Annotated in this window: 17 protein-coding genes; 10 read left to right on the top strand and 7 right to left on the bottom strand. The window is 63.5% G+C overall.

What is annotated here, in order from left to right; all coding sequences use genetic code 11:
- Positions 1–9 precede the first annotated feature (9 nt).
- The 8 genes from ACXAG6_RS05005 to ACXAG6_RS04970 all read left to right on the top strand — a co-directional run bounded on the left by ACXAG6_RS05005 (position 10) and on the right by ACXAG6_RS04970 (position 9,117).
- A complete protein-coding gene (locus tag ACXAG6_RS05005) occupies positions 10–1,788 on the top strand; it encodes an acyl-CoA dehydrogenase C-terminal domain-containing protein (protein ID WP_475335621.1) in 1,779 nt (592 codons plus the stop codon).
- 57 nt (positions 1,789–1,845) lie between these two features.
- A complete protein-coding gene (locus ACXAG6_RS05000) occupies positions 1,846–2,058 on the top strand; it encodes a hypothetical protein (protein ID WP_475335619.1) in 213 nt (70 codons plus the stop codon).
- A gap of 160 nt (positions 2,059–2,218) precedes the next feature.
- Positions 2,219–2,845, top strand: a complete 627-nt coding sequence (locus ACXAG6_RS04995; RefSeq protein ID WP_475335616.1) for a glutathione S-transferase family protein — start codon at positions 2,219–2,221, stop codon at positions 2,843–2,845.
- Between the two features lie 11 nt (positions 2,846–2,856).
- Positions 2,857–4,068 carry an acetyl-CoA C-acetyltransferase gene (locus tag ACXAG6_RS04990; protein ID WP_475335614.1) on the top strand — a complete coding sequence of 404 codons (1,212 nt, stop codon included), beginning with the start codon at positions 2,857–2,859 and terminating at the stop codon, positions 4,066–4,068.
- A 4-nt stretch (positions 4,069–4,072) separates the two neighbouring features.
- Positions 4,073–4,528 carry a hypothetical protein gene (locus ACXAG6_RS04985; protein WP_475335612.1) on the top strand — a complete coding sequence of 152 codons (456 nt, stop codon included), beginning with the start codon at positions 4,073–4,075 and terminating at the stop codon, positions 4,526–4,528.
- A complete protein-coding gene (locus ACXAG6_RS04980; protein ID WP_475335609.1) occupies positions 4,528–5,454 on the top strand; it encodes a cupin domain-containing protein in 927 nt (308 codons plus the stop codon). Before ACXAG6_RS04985 ends, ACXAG6_RS04980 begins: the two co-directional genes overlap by 1 nt.
- 12 nt (positions 5,455–5,466) lie before the next feature.
- Positions 5,467–7,668: a 3-hydroxyacyl-CoA dehydrogenase NAD-binding domain-containing protein gene (locus ACXAG6_RS04975; RefSeq protein WP_475335607.1), complete on the top strand. Its 2,202-nt coding sequence runs from the start codon at positions 5,467–5,469 to the stop codon at positions 7,666–7,668.
- A 285-nt stretch (positions 7,669–7,953) separates the two neighbouring features.
- Positions 7,954–9,117: a hypothetical protein gene (locus ACXAG6_RS04970; RefSeq protein ID WP_475335605.1), complete on the top strand. Its 1,164-nt coding sequence runs from the start codon at positions 7,954–7,956 to the stop codon at positions 9,115–9,117.
- 201 nt (positions 9,118–9,318) lie between these two features.
- Here ACXAG6_RS04970 and ACXAG6_RS04965 read toward each other — a convergent pair whose 3' ends face one another.
- Entirely contained in the window at positions 9,319–10,014 is a 696-nt protein-coding gene (locus ACXAG6_RS04965; protein ID WP_475335602.1) for a Hint domain-containing protein, read from the bottom strand.
- Positions 10,015–10,205: 191 nt separating this feature from the next.
- Entirely contained in the window at positions 10,206–10,862 is a 657-nt protein-coding gene (locus ACXAG6_RS04960; RefSeq protein WP_475335600.1) for a sulfotransferase family 2 domain-containing protein, read from the bottom strand.
- A 99-nt stretch (positions 10,863–10,961) separates the two neighbouring features.
- Between ACXAG6_RS04960 and ACXAG6_RS04955 the strand changes: the two genes are divergently transcribed.
- Entirely contained in the window at positions 10,962–12,593 is a 1,632-nt protein-coding gene (locus ACXAG6_RS04955) for an AMP-binding protein (RefSeq protein WP_475335598.1), read from the top strand.
- Between the two features lie 508 nt (positions 12,594–13,101).
- Here ACXAG6_RS04955 and ACXAG6_RS04950 read toward each other — a convergent pair.
- Both ACXAG6_RS04950 and ACXAG6_RS04945 read right to left on the bottom strand, forming a co-directional pair.
- Positions 13,102–13,809: an NYN domain-containing protein gene (locus tag ACXAG6_RS04950; RefSeq protein ID WP_475335596.1), complete on the bottom strand. Its 708-nt coding sequence runs from the start codon at positions 13,807–13,809 to the stop codon at positions 13,102–13,104.
- Between the two features lie 9 nt (positions 13,810–13,818).
- The gene (locus ACXAG6_RS04945) at positions 13,819–14,721 is read right to left on the bottom strand and encodes a LysR family transcriptional regulator (protein WP_475335593.1); all 903 of its coding nucleotides are present in this window, start codon (positions 14,719–14,721) and stop codon (positions 13,819–13,821) included.
- Between the two features lie 90 nt (positions 14,722–14,811).
- Here ACXAG6_RS04945 and ACXAG6_RS04940 point away from each other — a divergent pair, with 90 nt between their 5' ends.
- Positions 14,812–15,423 carry a class I SAM-dependent methyltransferase gene (locus ACXAG6_RS04940; RefSeq protein ID WP_475335591.1) on the top strand — a complete coding sequence of 204 codons (612 nt, stop codon included), beginning with the start codon at positions 14,812–14,814 and terminating at the stop codon, positions 15,421–15,423.
- On the opposite strand, the gene ACXAG6_RS04935 is transcribed toward ACXAG6_RS04940, so the two are convergent.
- From ACXAG6_RS04935 to ACXAG6_RS04925, 3 genes are all read right to left on the bottom strand, one after another.
- Positions 15,420–15,749, bottom strand: a complete 330-nt coding sequence (locus ACXAG6_RS04935) for a hypothetical protein (RefSeq protein ID WP_475335589.1) — start codon at positions 15,747–15,749, stop codon at positions 15,420–15,422. The genes ACXAG6_RS04940 and ACXAG6_RS04935 overlap by 4 nt on opposite strands.
- Positions 15,750–15,946: 197 nt before the next feature.
- Positions 15,947–16,321 (bottom strand): hypothetical protein, encoded by a 375-nt coding sequence (locus ACXAG6_RS04930; RefSeq protein ID WP_475335586.1) that lies wholly within the window; start codon positions 16,319–16,321, stop codon positions 15,947–15,949.
- Positions 16,321–17,448 carry an S-(hydroxymethyl)glutathione dehydrogenase/class III alcohol dehydrogenase gene (locus ACXAG6_RS04925; RefSeq protein ID WP_140012892.1) on the bottom strand — a complete coding sequence of 376 codons (1,128 nt, stop codon included), beginning with the start codon at positions 17,446–17,448 and terminating at the stop codon, positions 16,321–16,323. The genes ACXAG6_RS04930 and ACXAG6_RS04925 overlap by 1 nt, the downstream gene beginning before the upstream one ends.
- Positions 17,449–17,508 lie beyond the last annotated feature (60 nt).

Below are 17,508 nucleotides of genomic sequence, written 5' to 3'. Positions count from 1 at the left end.
AGGAAACCGATGCCCACTTACACCGCCCCCACGAAGGACATGCAGTACATTCTGCATGACGTGCTCAAGGTCACCGAAACCGGCATTCCCGGCTATGACGAACTTGAGGCGGATTTCACCGGCGCGGTGCTGGAAGAGGCGGGCAAGCTGGCGAGCGAAGTGCTGGCGCCGCTCAACCCTGTTGGGGACGTGCAGGGCTGTGTGCTGGAGAACGGCGTCGTGCGCACCCCCGAGGGCTTCAAGGCGGCCTTCGAGAAGGTGAAAGAGGGCGGCTGGACCGGCCTCGACCTGCCCGAAGAGTTTGGCGGGCAGGCCATGCCCTATCTGATGGGCACAGCGGTGGGCGAGATGTTCTCGGCCGCCAACCAGAGCTTCACCATGTATCAGGGCCTCACGCATGGAGCGGCTTCGGCCATTCTGGCCCATGGCACCGATGCGCAGAAGGCCAAGTGGCTGCCCAAGATGGTGAGCTGCGAGTGGACCGGCACGATGAACCTCACCGAGCCCCACTGCGGCACCGACCTCGGCCTGCTGCGCACCAAGGCTGAGCCGCAGGGTGACGGCAGCTACAAGATCAGCGGGCAGAAGATCTTCATCTCTGCCGGTGAGCACGACATGGCCGAGAACATCGTGCATCTGGTTCTGGCAAAAATTCCGGGCGGCCCCGACGGGGTGAAGGGCATTTCGCTGTTCATCGTGCCGAAGTTCCTTGTGGACGACGAGGGCAACATGGGCGCGCGCAACGGTGTGACCTGCGGCAAGCTCGAAGAAAAGATGGGCATCCACGGCAACGCCACCTGCGTGATGAACTACGACGAGGCGGAGGGCTACCTGCTCGGGACCGAGCACAAGGGCATGCGCGCGATGTTCACCATGATGAACGAGGCGCGCCTCGGGGTTGGCATGCAGGGCCTCGCGCAGGCCGCGATTGCCTATGAGAATGCCGTTGCCTATGCCAAGGACCGGCTGCAGGGCCGCGATGTGACCGGCGTGAAAAACCCCGATGGCCCCGCCGATCCGCTGATCGTGCATCCCGACATCCGCCGCAACCTGATGGATCAGAAGAGCTTTGTGGAGGGCGGCCGGGCGTTTTTGCTTTGGGGCGCGCATCTGATCGACAAGGGCCACCGTGCCGAGGATGCGGATGCCGAAGGGCTGATTTCGCTGATGACGCCGGTGATCAAGGGCTTCCTCACCGATCAGGGCTTCGACATGGCGGTGCAGGCGCAGCAAGTTTACGGCGGCCACGGCTACATCGAAGAATGGGGCATGAGCCAATACGTCCGCGACGCCCGGATCACCCAGATCTACGAAGGTGCCAACGGCGTGCAGGCGCTTGACCTCGTGGGCCGCAAGCTGGCGCAGGACGGCGGCAAGCACGTGATGGCCTATTTCGAGATGGTGAAGAGCTTCATCAAGGAGAACGATGGCAATCTTGAGCTGAAGTCGGGCTTTCTTGAGCCGCTGAAGCAGGCGTCCAAGGATCTTCAGGCGGCGGGCATGTTCTTCATGCAGAACGGGATGAAGAACCCGAATGCGGCGCTGGCCGGGTCTTACGACTTCATGCACCTCTTCGGCCACGTCTGCCTCGGCCTGATGTGGGCGCATATGGCCAAGGCTTCGCTCGCCGCGCTTGAGGCGGGCACCTCCGACGAGGAGTTCCACCGCACCAAGCTGGCAACGGGCCGCTACTACATGACCCGCCGCCTGCCAGCGACCGCGATGCACCTCAAGCGCATCGAAAGCGGTGCGGAGCCGGTGATGGACCTCGCGGCAGAGGCCTTTTAGGCTGGGATCAACGGGCGGGGGCCCTGCCCCCGCCCACCCCAGACCGGAAGGACAGACGTGGCCCACAAGCTCCGCCTCACCCGCAAGCACCAGATCAACCTGACCGAAAGCGCGCATCGCAACCTCAAGCGGTTTTGCGACGAAACCGGCCTCAGCCCTGATCTGGCCATCAGCTTTTTGTTCGAAAACGCCACCTCGGTGTTGCACGAAGAGACCCTTCCGCATCGGCTGCGCGCCTTCAAAGCCGAGATCGCCACACAGGGAACGTGACGTCGCCCTTGCCGTGCGCGTCAACTCCTGACTGAATGCGCGCAGACCGGGGGAGAGGACGGCAGGAGAGAGGCACAGCATGCCTCATTTTCTTGCTGCAAATATCTCCGGGGGTGTGGGGGCTGGCCCCCACTCCGACACCGGCAAAGGGAGAGACCATATGACACTCAAGCTCCACTGCTTTGGAGAATCCGGCAATGCCTACAAGGCCGCGCTGGCACTTGAGCTTTCCGGCCTCGACTGGGAGCCGGTTTATGTTGATTTCTTCAACGGCGCGGCGCGCAGCCCCGAGTTCATTGCGCTCAATGAAATGGGCGAGGTGCCGGTGCTGGTGGATGGTGATGAGGTCATCACCCAGTCGGGCGCGATCCTGTTTCATATCGGCGAGAAGAGCGGCAAGTTCATGGATGCCCCGCGCTCCGAGATTCTGCGCTGGATTCTCTGGGACTGCCAGAAAGGCAGTGGCCAGCAAGGGCCGCTGCGCTTTTTGACGAACTTCCTGCCGGAAGAGAAGCGCCCGCAGGAGGCCATTGCCTTCGTCAACGGGCGCACGCAGGCCGCGCTGAAGGTGCTCGAAACCCACCTGACGGGGCGCGACTGGGTGGCGGGCGAGGCCCTCACCATCGCCGACCTCGCCTGCTGCGGCTACCTGTTTTATCCCGAACCTTTCGGCTTTGATCGAGCCGACTTCCCCGCCATCGACGCTTGGCTGACCCGCATCAGCGATCAGCCCGGCTGGAAATCCCCCTACGACCTGATGCCCGGCTCGCCAGCCGACCGGGCTTGAGAGGAGACACCATGTCTGAAGCCTATATCTATGACGCCGTTCGCACCCCCCGTGGCAAGGGCCGCAAGGACGGCTCGCTGCACGAAGTGACCGCGATGACCCTTTCGGCGGGCGTGCTGAACGCCCTGAAGGAGCGTAACGGGCTTGAGGGCCATGCGGTGGAAGACGTCATCTGGGGCAATGCGACCCAGGTGAAGGAACAGGGCGGCTGCCTTGCCCGCACCGCGGTGCTGGCCTCAGACCTCGACGAGCGCATTCCCGGCCTCTCGATCAACCGCTTCTGCGCCTCGGGGCTGGAGGCGGTGAACCTTGCTGCCAACCAGGTGAAGGGCGGCGCGGGTGCAGGCTATATTGCCGGTGGTGTGGAGTGCATGAGCCGGGTGCCGATGGGCTCGGACGGGGCCGCTGTGGCCGTTGATCCCTCTGTGGCGATGAAGCACTACTTTGTGCCGCAGGGCATTTCGGCCGATATCATCGCAACCGAATACGGCTTTTCGCGCGATGAGGCCGATGCGCTGGCCGTGGAGAGCCAGAAGCGCGCGGCTGCCGCTTGGGAGGCTGACCGCTTTTCAAAGACAATCGTGCCGGTGACCGACCAGAACGGCCTGACCATTCTTGAGCGCGACGAATACATGCGACCGGGCACTGACATGCAGAGCCTTGGCGCGCTGAAGGCAAGCTTCAAGGACATGGGTGAGGTGATGCCCGGCTTCGACAAGATCGCACTGATGAAATATCCGCATCTTGAGCAGATCAACCACATCCACCACGCGGGCAACTCCTCGGGCATCGTTGATGGCTCGGCGGGTGTGCTGATTGGCTCGAAAGAGTTTGGCGAGGCACACGGGCTGAAGCCTCGCGCCCGCATTCGCGCCACCGCCAAGATCGGCACTGACCCGACGATCATGCTCACTGGCCCGGTGCCCGTGACCGAGAAGATCATGGCCGACAATGGCATGAGTGTTTCCGATATCGACCTCTTCGAGGTGAACGAGGCTTTCGCCTCCGTGGTGCTGCGCTTCATGCAGGCGTTTGATGTAGATCCCGCCCTCGTCAACCCCAACGGCGGCTCGATCGCCATGGGCCACCCGCTCGGCGCGACCGGCGCGATCATCCTCGGCACTCTGCTCGACGAGCTGGAGCGGCAAGACAAGGAGCTTGGCCTTGCCACCCTTTGCGTTGCTTCCGGCATGGGCGCGGCCACGATCATCGAGCGCGTTTGATCCGTTGACCGGAGGGAGCGACACCAGCGCCGAGGAGGCCCGCGCCATCAGCCAGCAGTTGCTGGATATCACTGGCGCGGCCTATAGCGCGCGGGATTTTGCGGCCTATGCGCCGCATTTCGTGGTGCCCGGTGACGTTCATGCCTTTGGTGGGGTGCGGCTGGTGAAGGATCTGGCCGATCTCCACGACCTCTTCAAGGATGTGGTCGCCTATTTTGACTCGATCCAGGTAACAGCGCTGGTTCGCTCCTGCATTTCTGCCGAGTTTGACGGGCCTGATATTATCAAGGCGACCCATATCACCCGGATGATGAGCGGAACGCAGTTGCTTGCGCCCCCCTTTCCCGGCTTCTCGCTGCTGCGCCGAATTGACGGGGTGTGGAAAGTTGGCTCCAGCCAGTATGCCACCGATGATCCCAAGCTGATCAACGCGCTCGCCCGGCCTGTGGAGCCGATGTGATGCCGCTGATCTCGCAGGATACCGTGCGCCGCGACAGCGCCAAGCCAGGCGACCCGCTGGGCGCATATCAGGCGTGGCTCTACTCTGACACGGGTGGGCTGACCCAGTTTGGGGCCTTTGTCGAAGAGTTGGCCCCCGGGTCGCGCTCCTCCAACCGGCATTGGCATGAGGCGCAGGACGAGTTTTTGTGGATGCTGAGTGGCGAGGCCACGCTGCATGAAAACCGGGGCAGCACCTTGCTCCGCCCCGGTGATGCGGTGGCATGGCCCAAGGGCGTGGCCAATGCCCATTGCCTTGAAAACACCAGCGCGGCGCCCTGCAGCTACCTTGTTGTCGGGGCGCGAGGCGGCGATGACGTGGTGCATTATCCTGACCTTGGCGAGAAAAAGCTGATTGCTGAGGGTGGCGCGCGACAGGTGCTGCCAGACGATGCACCCGCCCCCGCCGATCTGCCCAGCGCCGTGCTGACCCGTGCCGCTGCGCCGGTAAAGACCGGCTCGATCTACCCTGAGCCCTATGCGGCGATGATGGCCGGGCGCTCTTCGCTGCGGCTGGGGCAGATGGGCGGGCTAACGCAGTTTGGGGCGAACCTTGTGACACTGGAAGCCGGGGCCATGGGCTCGCTACGCCATTGGCACCGGAATGAGGATGAATTCCTGATCGTCACCGAAGGCGCTCTTGTGCTGGTGGATGATGACGGGGCGCACCCCATGGGCCCCGGCGATATTGCCGCCTTCCCGGCAGGCGAGGCCAACGGCCACCACATGACCAACCGGAGCGATGCGCCTGCGTCGTTCCTCGTGATCGGCACCAAGGCCCCCAGCGAGGTGGCCGCGTATTCCGACCATGATCTTCGTATCGAAATCGAGGGCGGCAACGCCCGCTTCACCTATAGAGACGGCAGCCCGTGGGACGGGCCGCGCTAAGGGAGAAACCGCATGACCCAATTTACCAAATCCGTCGACGCCGATGGTGTGGCCACGCTGACATGGGACACGCCCGGCAAGAGCATGAACGTGATGAACATGGAGGGCTTTCAGGAGCTCGACGCGCTGATTGACGACGTGCTGGCAGATGACGCCGTGAAGGGCGTGATTTTGACCTCTGGCAAGGAGGGCAGCTTTGCCGGCGGGATGGACCTGAACATCATCGCCAAGATGAAGGCCAGCGCAGGCGACGACCCGGCCAAGGGCCTGTTTGACGGGGTGATGGCCACGCATGGCATTTTGCGCAAGATCGAGCGCGCCGGGATGAACGACAAGAACAAGGGTGGCAAGCCGATTTGTGCCGCGCTGCCCGGCACCGCGCTGGGGATCGGCCTCGAAATCCCGCTTGCCTGTCACCACATCATCGCCGCCGACAACCCCAAGGCCAAGATCGGCCTGCCCGAGATCATGGTGGGCATCTTTCCCGGCATGGGCGGCACCACGCGGCTGAGCTGGAAGCTGGGCGCGATGGGGGCCTCGCCGCTGCTGCTGGAGGGCAAGCTGAACGACCCGAAGAAAGCCAAGAGCGCCGGGGTAATCGACGAGGTGGTTGCGCCCGAGGAACTGCTGGCGAAGGCGAAGGAATGGGTTTTGAGCGAGCCCAAGATCGTGAAGCCTTGGGACGAAAAGGGCTACAAGATTCCCGGGGGCACGCCTTACCACCCGGCGGGTTTCATGACCTTCGTCGGGGCCTCGGCCATGGTGAACGGCAACACCAAAGGGGTTTACCCCGCCGCGAAGGCGCTGCTGTCGTCGGTGTATGAAGGGATGCAGGTGCCGTTTGACACCGCGCTGAAGATCGAATGCCGCTGGTTCGTCAACATTCTGATGAACCCCTCGTCGAGCGCGATGATCCGCTCGCTCTTCATCAACAAGGAGGCGCTGGAGAAGGGCGCCAACCGGCCCGAGGTGGCGGACCAGAAGGTGAAGAAGGTTGGCGTGATCGGCGCGGGCATGATGGGGGCCGGGATTGCGCTGGTGTCGGCTCAGGCGGGCATCGAGGTGGTGTTGATCGACCAGAAGCAGGAGGCCGCCGACAAGGGCAAGGCCTATACCGAGAGCTATATGGACAAGGGCATTGCCCGCAAGAAGGCGACCCCGGAAAAGAAGGAAGAGGTGCTGGGCCGGATCACCGCCACCACCGATTACGCCGCGCTTGAGGGGGCTGACCTGATCATCGAGGCGGTGTTTGAGGACGTGGGAGTGAAGGCCGAGGTGACCAAGGCCGTGCAGGCGCACACTGGCCCCGATTGCATCTTTGCCACCAACACCTCCACCCTGCCGATCACCGAGCTGGCCAAAGCCGCGACGGACGCCGAGAAGTTTATCGGCATCCACTTCTTCTCGCCGGTCGAGAAGATGATGCTGGTGGAGATCATCAAGGGGAAGGACACCGGCGATGTGGCCGTGGCCAAGGCGCTCGACTACGTCCGCCAGATCCGCAAGACGCCGATCGTGGTGAACGACGCGCGCTTCTTCTACGCTAACCGCTGCATCATCCCCTACATCAACGAGGGCATCCGCATGGTGAAGGAGGGCGTGGAGCCCGCGCTGGTGGAGAACGCCGCCAAGCTGGTCGGCATGCCGCTCGGCCCGCTCCAACTGGTCGACGAAACCTCCATCGACCTCGGGGTGAAGATCGCCAAGGCCACCAAGGCCGCGATGGGCGATGCCTATCCCGATGGCGCTGTGGACGAGGTGCTGTTTTGGATGGCCGACGAAGGCCGCCTTGGGCGCAAGGCCAACGCGGGCTTCTACAGCTACGACGAGAAGGGCAAGCGCGGGCTGCTCTGGGACGGGCTGGAGGCCAAATATCCGGTGGCCGATGAGCAGCCGGAGCTAAGTGAAGTGCAGCACCGCCTGCTTTTCGCACAGGTGCTGGAGGCCGTGCGCGCGCTGGAAGAGGGCGTGTTGGAGGACATCCGCGAGGGCGACGTGGGCGCCATCCTCGGCTGGGGCTTTGCGCCTTGGTCGGGCGGGCCGTTCAGCTGGCTCGACATCATGGGCGCGGAGCGGGCTGTGGAGTTGACCGAGACCCTAACCGCCAAGCACGGCGAGCGCTTTGCCACCCCCGACCTGCTGCGTGAGATCGCGGCATCGGGTGGTGGGTTTTACGACCGGTTCGGCACGGGGGCGGACGCCAAAGCCGCCTGACGCATGGTGGATTTCACCCACCCTACGGGCCTCTGTAAGGTGGGTGCCAACGCCTCAAACGCTGAAGGGCTTGATCGAATAATACACTTGGCGGCATGGTAGGGCGCGCAACCCTGGCGGGTTTGCGCGCCCTACAATTAAATTTATGCCTGCAAGGATTATCCGATGATACAATTTCGATCGCCCTTCGTCGGGGCATTGAGTGCGCTCTTGGTGAGCTGTCTTCCGAATGTTTCTACCGCCGCCCCGGATGAGAGATGGGATGCCCATTGCGCCGCTAAGCCCGTGCGCGACTGCCTCGATAACTCTCCCATCCGCAGCGTCTTCTACATTTCTGCCTTCCCCAACGGCAACAAGTGTTACATCCGCGTGCCCACCATCGGGCAACGCGCCAATGTGCCGACTTGCGTGCCGGTCGACGAAGCGGAGCTTGGCTTGCCTTACCAGTTCAGGCTCTACCACTCGGATGGCAGAAACCTCTTGCCGGGCCAGCAGGTTGAGATCTCCAGCGAGTACCAAAACTTTCTCCAAGCCATCGGCGTGACGCCGCGCCCTAAGATTGGCGGCCCTGTGATGCGGCTGGCCCTCATTCACCGCATCAAAGGCGCGCCGGACATTGGCACCTCGTTTCAAAAGACCAACACCCTGGAACTCTTGCGCTGGTCGCGGTGGGAGATGAGACGGGAGCCGGTCGGCCACTTTGTGAGATTCACCACGATCACCTGCTCTCGCAACCGCGAGGGCGATTGTATCGACCCAGCTCTGCGGCGCGCGCATCCGAGAGGCGATGTCCGCTCCATACTGTCTGTCACGCCTCAGGATTCGTCTCTTCGCGTACGCGGAACTCCCGGGCTTAGACCCGAGAACTGGATGTTTCGCCTCGCGACCGAAGCCAAGGCCTTTTCTCCGAGCGATCTGAACACCGACAACGCAGAGTTTGTTTACACGATCGCACCCAAGCATAAGACCGCTGCCGCGCGGTTGGCCTTCGCCGCCGAGAACCAGTTTGCAGCCGCTCTTACCGAGATCGGTGATTTTGTACTGCCGAAGGGCACGCCGCGCGCCTTTCCCGATCCTTATGTCGATGGGCCGCGCTTCGAACTGATGGGGCTGGCCGCATCGCCGAAAAAAGAGGTGCTCAACCTTGAGGTCCAAGAGGGCAAGCCGAGCCAGCTGTTCTCCTTCATCGAGGCAAGGACACCGAGCGGCGAGAGGATATTTGCCGCCGACGGTACCGGACTATGGCGCCCCGTAACCTCAGATGGCACGAAACTCCCCTTCGTTGTGGAGCCTGACCAAAACGGCGTAGTGCGGCTGCGGGTGGCCAGCGTGCTGGGTGATCTTGGGCTCTATTACTGCCGATCCACCCGCGACGAGGGGGCGGCGCTGATCCCATGCGAGAACAGCACCGGATCAACCTTCAAGCTCACGTGGCTGCGGCGTCCCTAGGCGCTTGCACATGGTCATAAAGAACCCCGGCGGCCTTCTGGCGCGCCGGGGTTTTTCGTTTCAGAGGCCCATTCCCGGAGGGGGATAGAGATGGCTTTGTTGGGGTGGGCCTTGCGCATCGCCTTCTGCGGGGAGCAAAGCTCGCTCCCAACGTAGCGTGGTCGGTGGCGAGCCTGTTGGGGCCCGCGCTCTTTGTGTGCCTCAGGCGGCGATGCGGGCCGGGGCCGCGGCGGGCACGCCGCGAGCGGCTTGCTCGGCGACAATACAGCTTGCCAGCAACCGGGCGTCATCGAGCGAGAGCACCTGATAGGCGCTGCTGGCGGTGCCGTTAAACTCTTCGCTCAGGATCGCTGCCATGCCGATCGGCTCGCCCGCCGCACCGGTGGGGCAGAAGATGAGCGCCGAGCCTTCGACGTAGATCACCTGATCCTCGGCGAAGCTGATCGACACCACCTCGATCTCTGTATTGGGGCACACCCGCTCGACGCCGGGCATTTCGATGAGCGCCAGTGCCGGCATGAGGGCGAAAGGATCGTCGTACATGTCTTCGGCGGTGTCGCTTTCGATCACCACCGTCTCTTCGGGCATCAGCACCAGCTCGCGGCGGTTGCCCATGAGGCCCGCAGGCACCCGGATGGGCCACATGGCGCGGGGGCATTCGGCCTGCCCTGTCCAGAGGCTGGCCCGGCTCAGGCCGGTGATCCGCTGCAGGCCGCCATCGAAGGTCATCACTTCATCGCCGACCATAAGCGCCTCGACTGGACGCCAACCCATTGCCGTAGACACCAGCGTGCCCGCCACGATCCCATGCCCTGCACCGCGCGCATCGCGGCGGCGCTCCACCACCGGCCGCGCGCCGGAACTTGCGAAATCGTCGGTTTTCCATCCCATGAACATTTTGAACCATCCCTCTTTGCGGAACCCTTCTGGCAGCTGCGGTTCCGGTGACAGCAAAGTCAGTTGGAATGATTCCCTTGCCCTCAATCAGACTGGAACCGGGCCGAATTGAGGCAGTGTTTCGACATCAGGGACAGTTCTGCGGTCGCCTTTGGGTTTAGTCAGAAGCCATCAAAACTAACCAAGGCGGCTCAAAGCGGATCAAATTCATAGCCGAAACGGGCGATGTCCTGCGCAGCGAGGCGGGCGACGGCGGCCTTGCTGCGTTCATCATAAATGGCCCGCCAGTCTGCTGCGCGGGCGCTTTGGTTAATGTGCGGCAGTGGCGTGAGGGAGAAGCCGAGATGCGCCTCCAGCGGCGCGATATCTTCTTCCAGACGTTCGAGCCGGATGAAGAGGCGGCAATGCTCCTCGCCCGAAGGCAGGCGAATATAGCTGCCATAATCTGCCGCGCTCAGGCTGGCCTGCGTGTGCGGGTGCGCCACAAAAGCCGCAAAGTCGAGCTCGCGGGCAAGGGCCACTGCGGGGTGCTTGAAGCTTTGCGCGCGAAGCCAATGGTAATAGCTCACCATCCGGCTCCACGGGTTGCGCACGAGGGTGAAGGTGAAGAGGCGGCGCATCTCCTCTTCCTCCACAAGCCCCGGCAGATCGGCGAGGCGGGAGTGCTTCCAGAGGCGCCCCGCCGTTTGCACATCTTTCAGCCGTCGCCGGCGCTTGAGTGCCTTGGGGGTATCGCCCAGCATCAGGTCATCGGCCTTGGCGCGGCCTTCCAGCGCCAGCGCCATCGAGGTGCCGCCGGTCTTGGGGATGTGGATGAAGAGATAGCCGCGCCCGCGTGAGAGGATCATGGCGCTAGGCTACCGCCCTGCCCGCTCGACGGCAATTTCTTGATCCGCGCGGCGCTCTGTCTATTCTGGCCAGACCGGAACGCTTTGGGGAGGCAGGCGATGGGCTGGATGCGAGATGAGAGCGGGCTGCAACAGCGCCGCGCCAACCATGCGCCGCTGACGCCGCTAAGCCACCTTGCCCGCGCGGTGCGGCTGTTTCCCGAGCGGGAGGCGGTGGTGTATGGCGGCACGCGGCTGAGCTACGCGCAATACCACGCCCGCGTTTCCCGGCTAGCTGCGGCACTGGAAGGGCGGGGCATTCGGCCTGGTGATGTGGTGTCTTCACTGCTGCTCAACACCCTGCCCCATGTCGAGGCACATTTTGGCGTGCCCGCCTGCGGCGCGGTGCTGAATGCCATCAACGTGCGGCTCGATGTGGGCACGGTGGCCTATATCTTTGAGCATTCCGAGGCGCGGCTGGTGCTCTGCGACACGGCCTTCATCCCGCTGGCCGAAGAGGCGCTGGGGGTGATGGAGGGCGAAAAGCCGGTGCTGATCGAGGTGCCCGACGCCGAGTCCGGGCTGGAGGCCACCGGGCGGCACACCACCTATGAGGAGCTGCTGGCGGAGGGGCGCGAGGACTTCCCGTGGATCATGCCGGAGGACGAGTGGGAGAGCCTGACGCTCAACTATACCTCCGGCACCACCGGGCGGCCCAAGGGCGTGGTTTACCATCATCGCGGGGCCTACCTCAGCACGCTGGGGCAGGTGATTTCGTGGCGGATGGTGATGGAGCCGCGCTACCTCGTGATCGTGCCGCTGTTTCATTGCAACAACTGGTGCCACACTTGGATGCTTCCGGCGTTGGGCGGCACGGTGGTCTGCTGCCGCGATGTGACGGCGAAGGCTATATACAACGCGATTGCCGATGAGGGCGTGACGCATTTTGGCGGCGCGCCGATCGTGCTGGGGCTGCTGGTGAATGCGCCGGAGGCCGAGCGCCGGGAGTTCTCGCACACCGTCGAGGTGTTTACCGCCGGGGCACCCCCGCCAGCCGCCGTGCTGGCTGCCGTGGAGCCGCTGGGCTTCAACGTGACGCAGGTTTACGGGCTGACGGAGACTTACGGGCCGATAACGGAATGCCTCTGGAACGGGGCGAAGTGGGACGGGTTGGCGCAGGGTGAGCGCGCGGCGATCAAGGCCCGCACTGGCGTGGCCATGCCCACCGCCGAGGAGGTGACGGTGATGGACGAGTTCATCAGCCAGACGCCCATGGATGGCGAGACCCCGGGCGAGATCGTGATGCGGGGCAATATGGTGATGAAGGGGTACTACAAAAACCCCGAGGCGAGCGAGGAGGCCTTCCGAGGTGGCTACTTCCATTCCGAGGATATCGCCATCCAGCACCCCGACGGCTACATCCAGATCACCGACCGCGCGAAGGATATTATCATCTCCGGCGGCGAGAATGTTTCATCGGTCGAGGTCGAGGGCGTGCTGATGCACCACCCTGCCGTTCTGCTCTGCGCCGTGGTCGCCAAACCGGACGAGAAGTGGGGCGAGGTGCCCTGCGCCTATGTCGAGCTGAAGCCGGGGGCGGAAGTGACGGAGGAAGAGCTGATTGCCCACTGCCGGGAGTCATTGGCGGGCTTCAAGACGCCCAAGCATGTGGTGTTCCACGAGCTGCCGAAAACGCCGACGGGGAAGATCCAGAAGTTTGAGTTGAGGAAGCATGCGAAGGAGTGGGGCTAAAAAGTGTTTCTGGTAATAGCATTCGCTTTTGCTGGCGCCGTGCTTTCCTACTTTGTGAGCATGATTAAGTCTGGAGCGATTGGAGTTATTCTCGCCGTCGCACTTTCAGTCGTTGTAGCCTCTGTCCTTTCCACTTTTCTAACTGGGCACCCAGCGGCGCCGCTCATTGGTCCATGTGTCGCCACATCCTTGGTGGTCAGCATCTACCTTCGATAGGAACTAACAGCAGTAATTCTCTACTGACATCTCGCCCTAGGCACCCAAGTTGAAACCCGATCATCTCCTTTGATTGAGCCGCACCATCGACGGGCCGCGGTTCGGCGATCCAACGGTAGCGCTGTGGCACTTTATGGCAGCCGTGGTAGCTCTCCGCTTGAGCTATGCGCCAGCGTCAGCCAATCGCCGTGCCGGGGGGCGGCCCGGCGATGGTGCGGCGGCCTTCGGCCTTGACTCCGCACCTGGCGCAAAGCACCACCGTCGGGTGCGCATTCATGGCGCACCCACTGGCTCAATCCACCCGCCGCACCTGAATCTGGTTGCCCGAGCCGCGCCGGGTTTCGAAGACGGCGATTTTGCCAACGAGGTCGGAGAACTTGCGGAAGCCGTAGCTGCGCACGTCGAAGTCGGGGTTCGCCGTTGTCACCTGCTGGCCGAGCGGGCCGAGGGCATACCAGTCGTCTTCGGTTTCCAGCGCGTCCATCGCTCGGAAGATCAGGTCTCGCGCCTCGTTCAGCTTGTCGCTGCTCTTGGCGGCCTGCTTTTGCTGCGGGGCGCCTTCGAGGTTTTCGAGGAAGATGAAGCGTTTGCAGGCCTTGCGGAAGGCTTCCGGCGTCTTCTGGGCGCCGATGCCGAAGACATCGTAACCCTGTTCGCGGATGCGGCTGGCGAGCCGGGTGAAGTCGCTGTCGGAGCTGACCAGAATGAAGCCGTTGAAGCGGCCGGTGTGCAAAAGGTCCATGCAGTCGATCACCAGCGCGATGTCGGAGGCGTTCTTGCCCACGGTGTTCGCGGGCTGGTGGTGGGGCACGAGGCCCAACTCGGCCTGCACCTTGGCCCAGCCGTTCATCTGGCTCGACGAAAAGTCGCCATAGACCCTGCGCACCGAGGCCTCGCCCATGCCCGCGATCTCATCGAAGATCGCCTTGGCCCATTTGGGAGAGGTGTTGTCGGCGTCGATCAGGACGGCGAGGAGGGGTGTGTTATTCTTGTTATCCATGGCCCATACCTAGGGCGCGGCGGCCCGGTTTGAAAGCGCCTCGGCGAGAAAGTCGAAGACGAGGCGGATGCGGCGGGCGGAATGCAGCTCGCCGTGGGTTACCAGCCATGTGGGCACCTGCATGAAGGTGAAATCGGGCAGCACCGGCTCGATTCCAACGCTGGGCGGCACCTCTTCCTTAGACATGATCCCGATGCCCAGCCCCTGTCGCATGAGCTCCCAATAGGTGAGCCCGTTGTCGGCGACCACGCGGATGCGGGCGCGGGAGAGGATGACTTTTTGCTCGGCCAGATAGGCCAGCATGGTTTCGACCGGGGCATGGCCGACCCAATCGTGCGCGGCGAGATCTTCGAGGCTTTCGGGGCGCCCCATCCGCTCGAGGTAGGCGCTGGCGGCGTAGAAGCGGGCGGGCTGCTCGTGGACGAGGCGCGCGATCAGCTCTGGCTCGGTGGGGCGAACGTGGCGCAGGGCGATATCGGCCTCGCGGCGGGTGAGGTCGGAGAGCGTGTTGGAGGAAATCAGCTCGATCTCCAACTCGGGGGCCATGCGCGAGAGGCGAGCGATGATTGGAGGAAGGGTGCGGGTGGCCATCATGTCGGACGCCGAGATTGAGACCGTGCCGGTGAGATCCTGTGCCTGCCCTGCGGCCACCAGTGCGACCTGCCCGGCGCTCTCCTCCATGGCCTTGAGGTGGGGGATCAGCTCGCGCCCGGCAGAGGTGATCTGCGCGCGGCGGCCTGCCCGCTCGATCAGGGTGACGCCAAGCGCCTCTTCCAGCCCAGAGACCTGACGGCCCAGCGTGGGCTGGGTCTGACCCATCTGCCGGGCGGCGGCAGAGAGCGAGCCGGTTTCGGCCACGGCGAGGAAGGCGCGGGCTTGGTTCCAGTCAAAGGCGGCGGCGGGTGGCTTCATGCATATATGCATAGATAAAATGCGAAACTTGGCAATTCTTATGTGATCCGCGTTTGAGTAGGTCTCATGGCAACAGCAAAGGACAGCCCGATGACCGACGCAGACTTCTGGAACAAAGTTGCCGCCCGCTATGCTGCTCGCCCGATCACGGATGAGCCCGCCTATGCCACGACGCTGGAGCGCACGGCGAGCTACCTTGCCGCCGATGCCACCCTGCTGGAGGCGGGCGCGGGCACCGGCACCACTGCCCGCCGTCTCTCGCCTCACGTGGGCCGGATCGTGGCGACGGACATTGCCGATGCGCTGCTTGATGTGGCGCGCGAGAGGATCGAGGCGGACGGGATCAGGAATGTCACGCTGGAGACGCGTGGCGTGGAGAGCTTGCCCGAGGGGCCGTTTGATGCCGCGATTGCCTTCAACCTGTTGCATCTGGTGCCAGACCCGGCGGCTGCGCTTACTGCGATGGCGGACCGGGTGAAGCCCGGCGGCCATGTGATCACCAAGACGACGGCTTTGGCAGGTGCGTGGTACTTCCGCCCGATCATCGGGGCGATGCGGCTTGTGGGGAAGGCCCCGAAGGTGCGGTTTTTCTCGGTGGGCGAGCTGGACGCGCTGCACGAGGCGGCGGGGCTGACCATAGTGGAAACGGGCAATTACCCGGCCAAGCCCCCGGCGCATTTCATCGTGGCGCGAAAGGATTAATCCTCGCCCGCGATTTCATCGAGCAGGCGGGTGAGCAGCAGAGCCCCGCCGGCGATCACGAGGCTGCGGCCCAGTGAGACCGAGATGTTGCTGGGCGCGATCTTGTGCACGCTGTCGCGGGAATGCCGCGCGATGCGGCGCAAGAGGCTGTGGCTGGGGTTGGCGCCAAGCGGCACCGGATCGGGGATTTGCAGCGCCTGTGGCTTGGCCCGCCACAGGAGCGCCCCTGCGGCGACGAGACCGCAGGCCACGGCAACGGGCACGAGGCGGCTTTGGGCTTTTTCGGCGGGCAGCAGGGTGTTTGGGAAGGCGGGCTTGGTGTTCATCGGCGGGTCTCCTTCATAGGAAAACCGTGCTGCGCCCGCTCTGGTTCCCTGAGATCGGCTGATCGGCGCTACGGATGATGGTGCCGGTGGCTTTGGAGAAAGTCTTGTTTAAGCTCTGGATGTGGCTCACCTGCCCGCCGATGCTACCGGAGGGCTGGTGCAACAGGACGCGTGTGCTAGGCAGGTTGGGGTGCCGGTCAGCCGGGGCAGGAGGCCTCGCCGGTGAGCACCTTCACGAAACCATCCAGCTTTTCGGGCGGGATGGGGGCGAGGATCATGCCCGGGGACGAGATGCGCTCCATGATCCAGGGTCGCATCACCTCTTCGCCACAGATCGAAAGCACGGCCTCTTCGCCAATGCTGGCCGCACTGAAATCGGCCACTGCGCGGGAAAAGGCCGGGCCGGTGCGAAGCTGGATCTTGGGCGGGTGGCTCTCCAGCACGAGGACTTCGCGGATGTCTTCGGTGGTGGCATGGATGGCGCGCGGCCCCACTCTCAGCTCCAGCACCGGCTCAGCAGAAATGGCTGGAGTGCAGGCGGTGAGCGCCAGAAGTAGGGCCGCTACGCGCATCAATACTCCACCACCGCGCGGATGGATTTGCCCTCGTGCATCAGGTCGAAGCCTTCGTTGATGTCGTCGAGCTTGAGGGTGTGGGTGATCATCGGGTCGATCTCGATCTTCCCGTCCATGTACCAGTCGACGAATTTGGGCACATCGGTGCGGCCCTTGGCGCCGCCGAAGGCCGTGCCTTTCCACACCCGGCCCGTCACCAGCTGGAACGGGCGCGTGCTGATTTCGGCCCCGGCAGGTGCCACGCCGATGATCACCGAGCAGCCCCAGCCGCGGTGCGAGCATTCCAGCGCGTCGCGCATCACCTTCACGTTGCCCGTCGCGTCAAACGAATAGTCGACCCCGCCGATCTGGTCGAACTCCGTCTGGGTGATCTTCACGATCTCCGCCACGGTATTCTCTACCTTCGAGGGGTTAACAAAATGTGTCATGCCGAATTTCTCGGCCATTTCCCGTTTGGAATCATTGAGATCCACGCCGATGATCTTGTCGGCACCGGCCATCCGCAGGCCCTGGATCACGTTCAGGCCAATCCCGCCGAGGCCAAAAACCGCCGCCGTTGACCCAATCTCAACACCTGCCGTGTTAATCACCGCGCCGATGCCGGTGGTCACGCCGCAGCCAATGTAGCAAATCTTGTCGAAAGGGGCGTCTTCGCGCACCTTGGCGAGCGCGATTTCGGGCATCACCGTGTGGTTCGCAAAGGTGGAACAGCCCATGTAGTGATAGATCGGCGTGCCATCGAGCATGGAAAAGCGGGTCGTGCCATCTGGCATCAGGCCCTGCCCCTGCGTGTTGCGGATCGCGGTGCAGAGGTTGGTTTTGCCGCTGAGGCAGGAGGCGCATTGCCGGCATTCCGGCGTGTAAAGCGGGATGACATGATCGCCCGGCTTCAGCGTTGTCACGCCCTCGCCCACCTCCATCACCACGCCCGCGCCCTCATGGCCCAGAATCGACGGGAAAAGCCCCTCAGGGTCGGCCCCCGAGCGGGTAAACTCGTCGGTGTGGCAAATCCCGGTGGCCTTGATCTCCACCAAAACCTCGCCCGCCTTCGGGCCCTCGAGGTTGACCTCCATGATCTCAAGCGGTTTGCCGGCCTCAAGGGCCACGGCGGCACGCGTTTTCATTTGTCGAAACTCCCGTTAATCTATCCGGCGGAACCGTGGGGGAATCTCCACGCCGATTCA

The sequence above is a fragment of the Vannielia sp. ABF1_015 genome (genome assembly GCF_056160745.1).
This window is presented reverse-complemented; position numbering and strand designations above follow the sequence as displayed.